This is a genomic window from Exiguobacterium sp. S3, from assembly GCF_018617295.1.
Classification (GTDB): domain Bacteria; phylum Bacillota; class Bacilli; order Exiguobacteriales; family Exiguobacteriaceae; genus Exiguobacterium; species Exiguobacterium profundum.
Map to the genome: position 1 here is coordinate 332,098 of NZ_JACSJW010000001.1, position 13,450 is coordinate 345,547.

Here is a 13,450-nt window from a genome sequence, read left to right on the forward strand (position 1 = left end):
CATTTCGTCTGTACTCCCTTATTTTACGTCTTGTTCTACCTTGAGGACAAGTCTATCGCTCAATTCACGTTCTAAGAACGGGTCTGCCCCTAACATCTGTTTGAAAGCAAGGTAACGTGCCTTCGTCTCTGCGCTCGCCTGACGGTTCGTCAAGTAGGCACGAATCATGATATTTTTCGGCGTATGCTCGAGGTCGATGAATTCGAGCAGCTGGGCATCATACCCGACAAGTCCAAGCAGTTCAGCCCGAATGGAATCGGTCGCGAGTGAGGCGAACCGTTCTTTGATCAAGCCATGTTGGAGCATCACGTCTAAATTCGACGCTTGAATTTGACGATTCAATTCCTTTTGACAACACGGAACGCTTAAGATGACTTTCGCGCCCCAGCGGACGGCACGTGCCAACGCCATGTCTGTCGCCACATCACATGCATGAAGGGTCACGACCATATCAACAACTGTTTCCCCTTCATATTCATTAATGTCTCCGACTAAAAATTCGAGCCGTTCATATCCTAAGTCTTTCGCAATCGATGCACACTCTTCAATGACCTCTTTCTTCAAATCGAGCCCTGTGATATGGACGTCATATCCTTTCATCTCATGAAGGAAATGATAGAGCGCGAACGTCAAATACGACTTCCCTGACCCGAAATCCAAGATTCGAACGGTACGGTCTGCCGGCAAGTATTTCAGTGAATCCTCAATGAACTCGAGGAAACGATTGATCTGTTTGAACTTGTCATACTTTTGACGCTTCACTTTTCCGTCCGTTGACTGAATGCCGAGTCGAATGAGAAACGGAACTGGCTCGTCGAGTGGAAGCACGTACTGTTTTTCCCGATTGTGGCTCAGTTGAACTTCTTTTTGAGCCGTCTGCTTTTCTTTCAATGTCACTTTGAACTTTTTCGATAATTGGAACTGGAGGTCGGAATCTTTTAACTGAAACTGTCCTTGTCGGAATGTTTCGAGAAGCTCATTCACTTCTGTGACGGCCTCATCTGGTGTCAAGTTTTTATGGTTCATCACCCGCTCATACTGATACTCGAACTGGATATGATACGCATTTCGTAGCATGACCGGTTTCAATTTGACACGTCTGAGATCGCTAGATTTTTGACGGGGTTGACTGATGGTCGCCGACACGAGATGATTTGATTGTAAGACGTCTGCGAGACGCTCTTGTAACGCTTTATATTCCACTGGATTCAATCCTTTTTTAGAAATTTTGAAACATATCGTTTCACCTGTCCGTACATACTATTACACGAAGACGACGTTACGTCAAAGGAGGATACACATATGTTTAAAAAGATTTTATCATCAATCGGAATCGGTGCCGCAAAAGTCGACACACGCTTGAATGAGAGCCACTGTTCACCCGGTGGAGAACTCACTGGAGTCGTCCATATCGAAGGCGGTTCGGTCGAACAATCCGTCGACAGCATCTATCTCTTCTTCAATACGTTGTATAAACATGAGGTGAACGATAAGTCGACATACTCGACGTTCACGATTGAAAAAATCTTATTGAATGAAGCACCGTTTATGATTGGTCCCGGAGAAGTGAAAGAAATTCCGTTCACAGTCAACGTCCCGTTCAATACGCCACTCTCTGTGAGCCAATCGAAATCATGGATTGAAACGGGCCTTGATATCGCCCAAGCCGTCGATCCAAAAGATGAAGATGCGATCACCGTACAACCGAATGCAGTTCAACAAGTCATATTAGATGCGATGGACGAGCTCGGATTCCGTTTGAAGAAAGCCGACACGGAGATGCTCCCGGCACGTCATCGTTCGGGACGTCTTCCGATTGCCCAAGAACTCGAGTATTCAGCGAACGGTTCGCGATTCGGTCGCCAGTTAGACGAGGTAGAAGTTGTGATTCTACAAGACGAGGATGCCATCGAATTGCTCATTCAAGTCGACCGCAGTGTCCACGACCTCGGAAGTCTCTTTGCTGACTTGACGGGAACAGACGAGTCGACTCATCGTGTACGCTATGACGCCGCACGTTTATCAGTAGCTGAAGTTCGTCGCGACATCGAATCGATGATTGAACAATCGATTTAAGGAAATCACCGACACGCCATTTCTATGAATGGCGTGTTTTTCTGAGGTATTGAATTTAAGCATCCATTTTTTTACAATGAACATATGGAATCAACCCTTTTCTGGAGGTGACTACATCTTGTTTGCTTTAGTAATGATTGGGAGTCTTGGTCTTGCAACGCTTGCCTTACCGATTCTAGAGACCAGTCTTTCTGAGTCACTCGCCTATTTCACCCTTGGTGGAATCGAAGTGCTGATTGGTTTGATTGCCATATATCTCATGCGCAATCCGTCGACAAACGCCTTATCCTTCATGAAGTTCATGCCCTATCTTGTAATATTGATTCATTTCCCTACCTCACTCCTTTTGCTTTGGATTTCTTCGGTCAGACATGATGGGGTTTCTGCATTTTCATTAAACTATATTTTTATATACTGGATGTTCCTTCTCGTGTTCGTCGTAGTCAGCAGATTGACGTACCGTGTCCATCAACGACGATTCGAAGGTGCATGATTAGAAAGGATGATTCTACATTGGATCTACTTCAAGTTCTTTACGACCGAGCAATTCCACTCACACTATTCACGACGCTCGGCCTATTCAGTCTCATGTTTGCGTTCGCACTATATAAATCCAAACCACGACTCTCCAAAGGACTCGTCAGAATGGGCATGTCTTTCTCATTCCTTCTCTTACTGATCTCAGCCGTAAGCTTCGTTTTCACGGTATTCGTTGGCTATAACTCATAAGAAATGGAGGCACCCTACTGGGGCGCCTCCATTTCTTAATCAATATACGGTATATGTGTTCGGGTCAATCGACTCGAGTGAGTGCTTGATCGCTTGTAAGAACTGACCTGCGACGAGACCGTCAAGGACACGATGGTCGACAGACATACAAAGGTTGACCATATCGCGTGCCGCGAACATCCCGTTCATCCAGACCGGACGCTTCACAATCGACTCGACCGATAGGATTGCCGCTTGTGGGTAATTCAAGATTGGCGCTGATTGGATCGAACCAAACGCACCTGTGTTGTTGATGGTGAATGTCCCACCACGCATTTCTTCAGCCTTCAAGCGGTTCTCACGCGCTCGCGTTGCCACGTCTTGAAGGGAAACGGCTAGTCCTTTAATATTCTTCTCATCCGCTTGGCGAATGACCGGAACGTATAGGGCGTCGTTTGCCGCGACGGCTACCGAGAGATGGATGTCTTGGTGAACTTTGATGTGATCGCCTGCCCACTCCGAATTCATCATCGGATACTTCTTCAATGCTTCGATGGCTGCCTTCATGAAGAATGGCATGAACGTCAATTTGACGCCTTCCCGTTTCATGAACTCATCTTTTAACTTTGCACGGGCTTCGACGAGGTTCGTCACATCCACTTCAATCATGAGCCATGCGTGTGGAGCCTCGTGTTTCGAGCGGACCATATTGTTCGCAATCGCTTGACGTACCCCGGCTGTCGGAATCGATTCATAACGGCCAGATGAAGTCGATGATGATGCGACCGGTTGTGACGGTTCAACGACAGGACGTGGTGCCTCAGTCGGAACGTCCAACTTCGTCTGTACCATCGTCTCTTGGACAGGCGCTTGTGTCGCTTTCTCAGAAGTCGATGCCGGACGTCCTTCTGATAAGTAACGAAGAATATCTTTCCGCGTGATCCGACCGCCTAGACCGCTTCCGCTCAGTTCATTCAAATCGATATCGTTCTCATTGGCGAGTCGGATGACGGCAGGAGAGTATCGACCGTTTCCACTTTGTTTTTTCGGTGCAGTGGCGACAGCTTGCTTAGAGACGGATTCTGCAGGTGCCGTTTCTGCAATCGGTTCTGTCTTCGTCTCAACTGCAGCTTCCTCCGCGCTCTCGACTTCCATCGTCAATACCGGTGTCCCGACGCTGACGGTCTCCCCTTCTGGAATGAGAAACTCTTTGACGACTCCTGCGCTAGTCGCCGGAATCTCTGCCGTCACTTTGTCCGTCATGACTTCCGCGAGTGGTTCATATTCTTCCACACGGTCTCCCGGTTTGACGAGATAGGTCGTGATTGTTCCTTCTGTCACACTCTCCCCAAGTTGGGGCATAGTAATCGTTTGTTCCATGGAGATGCCTCCTTAAAACGCCGCGAGCTGACGCGCCCGCTCGGCAATTTTTTCTGGGGATACGATAAAGAATTTTTCCATCGGTGGTGCATACGGCATTGCCGGCACATCGGGGCCAGCCAAACGCTCAATCGGCGCATCGAGTTCGAAGAGCGCCTTCTCCGCGATAATCGCCGCCACTTCTCCGATGATGCTTCCTTCTTTGTTGTCCTCTGTCACGAGTAGCACTTTACCTGTCTTCTTGACCGATTCGATGATCGCTTCTTGGTCGAGCGGGTAGACGGTACGAAGATCGAGGATGTGCGTGCTGACCCCTTCTTCTTCGAGCGTTTTCGCAGCCTCTTGTGCCATATGCACGCAAAGACCGTACGTGATGATCGTGATATCGTCACCTTCCCGTTTAACCGCAGCCTTACCGATTTCAACCGTATATTCGTCCGTCGGCAAGTCTGCCTTCAAAAGACGATAGGCGCGCTTATGTTCAAAGAAAAGAACAGGGTCGTTCGAACGGATTGCTGCTTTCAACAACCCCTTCGCATCGACTGGGTCTGATGGAATGACGACTTTCAGACCTGGCGTCGAACTGAACATCGCCTCGACCGATTGCGAGTGATAGAGTGCCCCGTGAATGCCCCCACCGAAAGGAGCTCGGATGACCATCGGACACGTCCAATCGTTGTTTGAACGGTACCGAATTTTTGCCGCTTCTGAAACGATTTGGTTCACTGCTGGCATGATAAAGTCTGCGAATTGCATTTCTGCGATCGGTCGCATGCCGTACATGGCAGCTCCGACCCCGACTCCGGCAATCGCACTCTCAGCGAGCGGTGCGTCGATGACACGATCCTCTCCATACTTTTCAATCAATCCCTGAGTGGCTCGGAATACACCACCACGAACGCCGACGTCTTCCCCGACGACGAAGACGTTTTCGTCGCGCTCCATTTCTTCATGAATCGCTTCATTGATCGCTTCGATAAACGTTTTCATCATTTTTCCTCCTCATAGACGTAATCTAGTGCAGATTCAGGCGATGCATACGGTGCTTTGTCCGCATATGTCGTCGCTTCATTCACTTCAGCATCGATTTGTGCATCGATTTCAGCAAGTGTATCCGCCGTTGCGATTCCGTCGTTCACAAGTCGTTGACGGAACAATTGAATACCATCCCGCTCTTTTAACCCAGCCAATTCTTCAGCTGAACGGTACGCTTTGTCATCGTCATCCGATGAGTGTGGCACGAGACGTTCAACTTCTGCTTCGATTAATGTCGGTCCTTCTCCGCGAAGTGCACGTTCACGCGCTTCCTTCACGACCGCATAGACGGCGATCGGGTCTGTCCCGTCGACTGTCACACCTGGCATGCCGTAACCTTTTGCACGGTCTGATACGCGCTCACATGCCAACTGTTTCGTAAGCGGAACCGAAATCGCATACTTGTTGTTCTCACAGAACAAGATGACCGGCAACTTGTGGACACCTGCAAAGTTTGCGCCTTCATGGAAGTCTCCTTGGTTCGAAGACCCTTCTCCGAACGAAACGAACGTGACGAGTTCTTCTTTTTTCATCTTCGCCGCAAGTGCGATCCCGACTGCATGAGGGACTTGTGTCGTGACCGGAGACGAACCCGTTACGATGCGATGCTCTTTCGAACCGAAGTGACCAGGCATCTGACGACCACCTGAGTTTGGATCTTCCGCTTTCGCGAATGCCGATAACATTAAATCTCTTGATGTTTGACCGAAGTGAAGGACGACCGCCACATCACGATAGTAAGGCAAGACGTAGTCGATTCCTTTCTCGAGTGCGAACGCCGCACCGACTTGCGCCGCTTCTTGTCCTTGACATGAGACGACGAATGGGATTTTCCCGGCGCGGTTCAACTTCCACATCCGTTCATCGATTTTGCGGGCACGTACCATCGTTTCGTACATCGCCAATAAATCTTGTTTCGTTAAACCAAGCTCTTCATATGAGTTTACAGTCATCTGTTCCATCCTTGTTCCTCCTTAGGCGTGAATCGGTAATCCATCGACGGCAAGAGCCGCTTCTTGGAAGGCTTCGCTCAGTGCAGGATGCGGGTGCACAAGTTGTCCCATCTCCCAAGCCGTCGCGTTCAAGACGAGCGCGAGTCCACCTTCTGTGATGAGTTCGGTCGCTTTCGGTCCGACGATATGAACACCGAGAAGGTCGTCTGTTTCTTTGTCCGAAACGAGTTTGACGAATCCGTCGGCTTGTCCTTCAATCCGCGCTTTCCCGAGTCCGTTGAATCGATACGTCCCCGTCTTCACATCATGTCCGGCATCTTTTGCCGCTTCTTCTGTCAAGCCGACCGAAGCGACTTCAGGGACACTGTATACACAGCGTGGAATGAGCGCATAATCGAGCGGTGTCGGCTCAAGACCAAGAATCGTCTCGACCGCTTTCACACCTTCTGCCGACGCGACGTGGGCGAGTTGTAACTTCCCGATGCAATCCCCGATTGCGAAGATATGACGTTCTTTCGTCCGATACTGACTATCGACTTGAATGATGCCGTTCTCTACGACGATAGAAGTGTTTTGAAGTCCTAAGTCTTCCGTGTTGGCAACTCGGCCAACCGAGACGAGGACACAGTCTACTTGTAACATCTCTTCCCCGACAGCAATCTCCACTGCATTTTCCTGAATCAATGTTCGTTCAGCGTCGACCGTCACGCTCTTCTTCACACGGACGCCACGCTTCTTCAATAGACGCTCCACTTCACGGGAGACTGCCTTATCCTCGAGTGGGAGTAATCGATCGCCTACTTCGATCAACGTCACGTTCACATCTAAATCGACGAGCATGGACGCCCATTCCACTCCGATGACCCCGCCACCGACAATCGCAATCGATTCAGGAAGCGTTTCAAAATTGAGGAGGTCGTCTGAATTCAAAATCCGCTTGTGATCGAACGGCAATCCAGGAAGTTCACGAGGAATCGACCCTGTCGCGATAATCAATTGATTCGGCAAGATCAGTTCTGATTCACCGCTTTCATCCTCAACGGATACAGTCCCTGGTTGAGGTGAGAAGATGCTTGGTCCAAGGATCGAGGCTTTTCCGCGAAACACTTCGATTTTCCCTTGTTTCATCAAATGCTCGATTCCCTTTTCAAGACCAGCCACAAGATCACGTTTATACGTTTGAGCGCGTTCCATATTGAACGTCACATCTCCCGTCTCCACGCCATACGTCGCACTTTGCTTCGCCGTTTGATAAACATGTGCAGCTTTTAAAAGTGCCTTCGTCGGGATGCAACCTCTATGTAAGCAGGTGCCGCCTAACTTTCTCGCCTCGACGATTGCGACAGATTTCCCTGCCTGGGCCGCCTTGATTGCAGCCACATATCCTCCTGGTCCTCCACCGATGACGACAACATCAAATTCTCGTGCCATGTGTATCCCCCTCATAAACTCGTGCGGTCTCTTCCTTCTCGATGACGCGAAGTGCACCTTCAGCCAACGCTTTAAGCTCATCTTCACCCGGATATACGTGTACCGGCGCGAGATAAGTGACACGCTCCTTGATTTTTTCAGTCAGCCACTCGGAATATGCAATCCCGCCCGTCAGTAAGATGGCATCCACACGACCGCATAATGTCGCGCCGTGTTTTGAAATCTCTTGAGCGACACGATAAGCCATCGTCTCATACAACAGTCTCGCCTCATCATCACCTGATTCCACCCGCTGCTCAATCTCAATGGCATCGAACGTACCGAGATGAGCAAATAGGCCGCCCTGACCGACAATTTTCTTTTTCATTTCCGATTCTTTATACCTGGTACTATAACATAGTTCTATTACCTGTCCAACAGGAATCGAACCTGCCCGCTCCGGCGCGAGCGGTCCATCTCCGTCGAGACCATTATTCACGTCGATGACTCGACCTGCCGCATGGGCACCGACTGTGATTCCCCCACCAAGATGCGCAACGATAAGATTCATCTCATTGTAATCGCTTCCATTTTCAGCCGCGAATCGTTTCGCGACAGCCTTTTGATTGAGGGCATGGAAAATGCTACGACGATTGATTTCTGGCATGCCGGTCTTTCGGGCCAACTCGTCCATCTCATCGACGACGACCGGATCCACTATGAAACTAGGAATCCCTTCAGCCCCACCGATTTTCGAAGCGATCAGACCACCGAGATTCGATGCATGCATCCCGAAACGTCCGCTCGTCAAATCTTCACGCATGAGTTCATTGACCGTATACGTTCCAGACGTCATCGGTGCAAGCAAGCCACCACGACCGACGATCGCGGTCAAATCATTGACCGCGATGCCCGTCTCTTCTAACAAGGCGCGTACTTCTTGCTCACGATGAGGCAACTGCTCTGGAAGTGTGAGACCCGTCACATCGATTGAATGTCGGACCGTACGTGTCATCACTTCTTCCTTCCCATCAAACAATCCAACTTTCGTCGAGGTTGACCCTGGGTTGATTGCAAGAATTAGCCGTTTTGTCATCTTAGCGTCTCCCTAGGATGCTTTTTTCAACTTTAAGGAACTGACTGCGTGAACGCGACATCATGTGAATCCGCTCTTCCGCCATCTTATCGGCCGCAACGTGCGTTGGCACACCATCACGTTCTGCGATCTCAAAGACGCGCATCATGTTGTCATAGATGAGTTCGACTTTCTTCATTGCCCGTTCACGGTTGTAGCCTTCAAGTTCGTCCGCGACGTTGATGACACCACCTGCATTAATGACGAAGTCTGGTGCATATAGAATTCCATTTTCGTCGAGCACGTCTCCGTGACGATCTTCTGCTAATTGGTTATTGGCAGCGCCTGCGACGATTTGTGCTTTCAATTGTGGAATTGTTTTGTCGTTGATGACAGCACCGAGAGCGCATGGAGCGAAAATGTCACATTCGACCGCGTAAATCTCATCCGGCTTGACGACCGTCGCACCAAAGTCTGCTTCGGCACGTTTGAGTGCTTCCTCGTTAATGTCGGTCACAATCAAATGAGCACCCTCTTCGTGGAGGTGGCGACATAAGTTGTAGGCCACGTTACCAACACCTTGTACAGCAACGGTCTTCCCTGCGAGCGAGTCTGTCCCAAATTTCCATTTCGCAGCAGCCTTCATTCCACGATACACACCATATGCCGTGACCGGTGAAGGGTTACCACTTGAACCGAATGCAGGACTGACGCCCGTGACGTAATCCGTTTCCATGTGAATGAAGTCCATGTCGGCAACTGTAGTATTCACATCTTCAGCCGTGATGTAACGACCACTGAGGGATTGAACGTATCGTCCGAACGCACGGAAGAGCGCCTCTGATTTATCTGTCTTCGCATTTCCGATGATGACGGCTTTCCCGCCCCCAAGGTTGAGACCCGCTGCAGCATTTTTATATGTCATTCCTTTTGCGAGACGCAACACATCCGTGAGTGCTTCTTGTTCTGATTCATAGTTCCACATACGGAGTCCACCGAGAGCTGGCCCGAGCGTCGTGTCATGGATGGCGATGATCGCCTTTAGTCCAGACGCTTGATCTTGGCAAAATACGATTTGCTCATAGTCCTCAGATTGTAAGACATCAAAAATACGAAAGCGTGGCTCTGTGTTTGTTTCCATCATGATTAATTCCTCCTGTTAAGTACGATTAATGTTTAGCATGTAACAAAGCGAATGCGAGGGAATATAGCTTCGCTTCGGCAGTATCGGCACGACTTGTCAATACAACAGGGGCAGATGCGCCGACGACAATCGCCGCTACGCTCGCCTCTGCGAAATACATGATTGATTTATAAAGGACGTTGCCGACCTCTATGTAAGGTACGACTAATAAATCGGCTTGACCGGCAACTTCACTGTTGATTCCTTTTTGCTTTGCTGCGACCATGTCGACAGCGTTGTCGAGCGCGAGCGGTCCATCTACGACACAGCCCTTTATTTGTCCACGTCGATTCATTTGGCTAAGTAGTGCCGCGTCGAGAGTCGCATTCATTTGTGGATTGACTACCTCGACTGCTCCAATGGCTGCGACTTTCGGCGATTCGTAACCGATGTCATGCATCGCTTCTACCGCATTGTGAATAATTTCGACCTTCTCTTCGAGTGTTGGTGCGATATGAATCGCCGCATCCGTCACTCCAATCAACTTTTCACGATTCGGAATTTGGAATAGTGCGATGTGGCTGAGCGTCCGCTTCGTACGGAGTCCAGCTTCACGATTAAGGACGGCTTTCATAAATGTCGATGTCGACACCATCCCCTTCATGAGGACGTCCGCCTCTTTATTTTTCACAGCTAATGCGGCACGTCGCGCAATCTCAACGTCACCTTTCGCATGTAAAATATCGACGGCTGACTCATCGATTCCATGCTGTTCACATAACTTTCGGATCTCTCGAGCTTCACCGAACAAAATGAAGCGTGACAGTCCATGATCCGTAGCGAGTTTTACGGCCCGGATGACTTCTTCGTCCGCTGCCCCCGCAATGGACACGGTACAGCCTTCTAACTCTTTTGCGTTCGTCAGCATCCGTTCAAAATTCATCATTGTCCCCCCTTGCTCTCTACACTATATCATAAGCAAGTTTGTTTCCTAAATTGTAAGCGCTTTATAATGCGGATGACCATGCAAATTAATGCTTACCATGCAGTAATATTCATGCAAATTATTGCGTGGTTCCGAGTTTATTGTATAATGTTCGGATCGAAATCTTTAATCGGCGGGCCGCTTCTGATTTGTTGCCGCCTGCCTCTTCAATTGTTCGTTCAATCAAATCGCGTTCATATTTTGCAACGGCCTCGTGAAACGTTCCAGATTCGACTACTTTTTGACTCGTGGAACGATTGGATAACTGCAGGTGATGTGGGGCAATCCACTGTTCTGAACTTGCCATATAAATCATCGCTCGCCCAATCACATTCTCAAGTTCTCGCACATTCCCTTTCCAATGTTGGCTCTTCAGTAATGATAAGGCATCTTCGTCAACGCCGCGTACACTACGACCGTACTCTTGATTCAGTTTACGGATTATCCGTTCACATAGTGCCTCGAGTTCATTTAATCGCTCACGTAATGGTGGGATATGGATCGGCATCCGATTGATTCGGTAATACAAATCTTCCCGGAATGTTCCGTCTGCTACCTTTTGTTCAAGATCGGCATTCGTTGCGGCAATGATCCGGACATCGATTGGGATTGCCGTCGTCCCTCCGACTCGGACAATTTCATTTTCTTGGAGGACACGTAAGAGCTTCACTTGGACATCAAGGGGGAGCTCCCCGATTTCGTCTAGAAAGAGTGATCCGCCATCCGCTTCTTCGAAATAACCGGTTTTCCCGCCTCGTTTAGCCCCACTGAAGGCTCCATCTTCATAACCGAATAGCTCACTTTCAAGAAGGGTAGGTGAAATCGCCGCACAGTTCACGCGAATGAACTTTTTATATTTTCGAGGAGATTCCCCGTGAATGGCATGGGCGAACAGTTCTTTTCCTGTTCCCGATTCTCCGCGAATCAATACCGTCACGGGGGTCACAGCGGCAAGTTTCGCCTGCTCGATGACAAATCGCATGGCGTCACTCGTCGCAATGATATCGGCAAACTGATATTTGGCTTCTAGATTCCGGATGCGTGTCTTTGCCTCCTGCAATTCATCACGTAGGGCACGAATCTGAGATACGTCACGGATGACCCCAACCGAGCCTCGCAACTTTCCTTCGACGATGATCGGTTCTGCATTCACAAGAATATCTCGTCTCGTCGCCCCAATTTGCATCCGAATGTCCCGAACGCCTTGCCCGGTCGATAGTACTTTCAAATGGACGCTTTCCTGCATCCCGATATCTGCCGTCGCTGGTTTGTCGACCACATCTTCTTTTTTGAATCCGGTCAACCGTGTATAAGACGGATTGATCAAAATCGTGTTACCGTGATGATCTGCGACCGATATGGCCTCACTCGTACATTCAATGATGGCCTCAAGCATTTGTTGATTCTGTTTCAATCGTTCAACCACAATCCGAATAAATTCCCCTGGTAAGACGACCGCATCTTTGAAATGATCCTTTAATTGTTCAAACGTTTGATATTTCCCCGTCGTTTCGATGACAAAATCTAGTGTCGCATCCGCATACTGTTTCCAATCGTCCGCCACAGATATGCCATAACTTTTAGCAAGGGCTATTCCTTCAGCAGATGCATCAGAATCTACGACCGCTACAATCGTCGCAAGCGGCGAATCCATCAGCATATGAAGGACTTCGGTCCCCCCTTTTCCTGCCCCCACAATCATCAATCGTTTATTCATACATATTCCCCCATCATCATTCTTCTCTTTTTCATGCTACTGAATCCGCACCTGATTCGCAAGCTGCCCAAAAATAGACCGTGTCGAACAGATCGATTTCTGTTAAAATAATGTATGGTAAAGGAGGAGATTGCATGCGTTTTATCGCGCTTCTAATCTTAATCGTCCCTGGGTTATTAGGTGTTTACGGAATCAAATTGCTACGTGATAGCTTCTTTTTGAAGACGAGCGCACCGTTTTCATGGTTCGATTCACTCGCTGCCGCCTCCATGTTGCAGGGGACCTTTGGGCTTCTGCTCGCCATGGGCGGGATCGGATTTGTAGCCGGCTATATTTTTAACCGCGACAAAAAAACAGGAAAAGTACAACGCCTCGACTCATAAGCACACAAAAAAAGGTTCCCTAACTTGACTTCATTTCAAGTGCGGAACCTTTTATTCATATTGAATTGTGATCACTACGGATGATCTCCTTTCAAACTACGTTACTTACTTTGACATGAAATCCAACGTCTTCTTAATGAAGAAGTATGAAAGAACTTTAGTAACTGCCGTCTTGCGTGAACGGAATCTTACCATTCGAGTTACTAACTGATTTACTTATCGGATCATGTCGAACCATCCATCGTGAAGTCGAACGCTTGCCATAAACTGTTCAACGGTTGACAACACTCCTTTTGGTCAACTGAACGATTGTTTTTTCCTATATCAACCCCTAGCTTCGAGTTGATGATAGAATCGCCTCGCGAATGAGCGACTGTCGCGACCTCACGTCGGGACATTAACGACTTGAGGTGTCGTTCCCACCTCTGAGCTATAATCGGATAGCGAACCGAGATGATTTGGTTTCTTCAAACGTTGCTCCGGAACAAGTTTGAAAAGCGTTCATCTGACGCTTGTCCAAGTAACTTGGTACATCTTTATTATAACAAAGGCCCATCATTTTGCAAGCGCTTTCTTTCATAAAGTAAATAAATCTTAAAGTAATT

The 13,450-nt window shown here is 48.7% G+C and carries 13 protein-coding genes; 4 read left to right on the plus strand and 9 right to left on the minus strand.

The window, feature by feature from the left end:
- Positions 1-18: 18 nt before the first annotated feature.
- Positions 19-1,203, minus strand: a complete 1,185-nt coding sequence (locus KNO65_RS01805; RefSeq protein ID WP_214781426.1) for a class I SAM-dependent methyltransferase — start codon at positions 1,201-1,203, stop codon at positions 19-21.
- A gap of 99 nt (positions 1,204-1,302) precedes the next feature.
- On the opposite strand from KNO65_RS01805, the gene KNO65_RS01810 reads away from it, so the two are divergent.
- The 3 genes from KNO65_RS01810 (at position 1,303) to KNO65_RS01820 (ending at position 2,805) form a co-directional block, all read left to right on the plus strand.
- Positions 1,303-2,076 (plus strand): sporulation protein, encoded by a 774-nt coding sequence (locus tag KNO65_RS01810; RefSeq protein WP_159562450.1) that lies wholly within the window; start codon positions 1,303-1,305, stop codon positions 2,074-2,076.
- Between the two features lie 118 nt (positions 2,077-2,194).
- Complete coding sequence (locus KNO65_RS01815) at positions 2,195-2,569, plus strand: hypothetical protein (RefSeq protein WP_214781428.1); 375 nt, start codon at positions 2,195-2,197, stop codon at positions 2,567-2,569.
- 20 nt (positions 2,570-2,589) lie between these two features.
- Positions 2,590-2,805, plus strand: a complete 216-nt coding sequence (locus KNO65_RS01820; RefSeq protein ID WP_214781430.1) for a hypothetical protein — start codon at positions 2,590-2,592, stop codon at positions 2,803-2,805.
- A 39-nt stretch (positions 2,806-2,844) separates the two neighbouring features.
- Here KNO65_RS01820 and KNO65_RS01825 read toward each other — a convergent pair whose 3' ends face one another.
- The 8 genes from KNO65_RS01825 to KNO65_RS01860 form a co-directional block, all read right to left on the minus strand.
- Positions 2,845-4,164 carry a dihydrolipoamide acetyltransferase family protein gene (locus tag KNO65_RS01825; RefSeq protein ID WP_159562452.1) on the minus strand — a complete coding sequence of 440 codons (1,320 nt, stop codon included), beginning with the start codon at positions 4,162-4,164 and terminating at the stop codon, positions 2,845-2,847.
- Between the two features lie 12 nt (positions 4,165-4,176).
- Entirely contained in the window at positions 4,177-5,154 is a 978-nt protein-coding gene (locus KNO65_RS01830) for an alpha-ketoacid dehydrogenase subunit beta (protein WP_214781432.1), read from the minus strand.
- A complete protein-coding gene (locus KNO65_RS01835; RefSeq protein WP_370148335.1) occupies positions 5,154-6,161 on the minus strand; it encodes a thiamine pyrophosphate-dependent dehydrogenase E1 component subunit alpha in 1,008 nt (335 codons plus the stop codon). Before KNO65_RS01835 ends, KNO65_RS01830 begins: the two co-directional genes overlap by 1 nt.
- 12 nt (positions 6,162-6,173) lie before the next feature.
- Entirely contained in the window at positions 6,174-7,583 is a 1,410-nt protein-coding gene (gene lpdA, locus KNO65_RS01840) for a dihydrolipoyl dehydrogenase (RefSeq protein ID WP_214781434.1), read from the minus strand.
- Positions 7,567-8,658 (minus strand): butyrate kinase, encoded by a 1,092-nt coding sequence (gene buk / locus KNO65_RS01845; RefSeq protein ID WP_214781436.1) that lies wholly within the window; start codon positions 8,656-8,658, stop codon positions 7,567-7,569. Before buk ends, lpdA begins: the two co-directional genes overlap by 17 nt.
- Position 8,659: 1 nt before the next feature.
- Positions 8,660-9,781 (minus strand): Glu/Leu/Phe/Val family dehydrogenase, encoded by a 1,122-nt coding sequence (locus KNO65_RS01850; RefSeq protein WP_012726561.1) that lies wholly within the window; start codon positions 9,779-9,781, stop codon positions 8,660-8,662.
- Between the two features lie 25 nt (positions 9,782-9,806).
- A complete protein-coding gene (yqiS, locus tag KNO65_RS01855; protein WP_211782681.1) occupies positions 9,807-10,703 on the minus strand; it encodes a phosphate butyryltransferase in 897 nt (298 codons plus the stop codon).
- Between the two features lie 121 nt (positions 10,704-10,824).
- Positions 10,825-12,462 carry a sigma 54-interacting transcriptional regulator gene (locus tag KNO65_RS01860; RefSeq protein WP_214781437.1) on the minus strand — a complete coding sequence of 546 codons (1,638 nt, stop codon included), beginning with the start codon at positions 12,460-12,462 and terminating at the stop codon, positions 10,825-10,827.
- Positions 12,463-12,596: 134 nt separating this feature from the next.
- Here KNO65_RS01860 and KNO65_RS01865 point away from each other — a divergent pair, with 134 nt between their 5' ends.
- Positions 12,597-12,845, plus strand: coding sequence for a DUF2627 domain-containing protein (locus KNO65_RS01865; protein WP_031423346.1), 249 nt, complete (start codon positions 12,597-12,599; stop codon positions 12,843-12,845).
- The last annotated feature ends 605 nt before the right edge of the window (positions 12,846-13,450 follow it).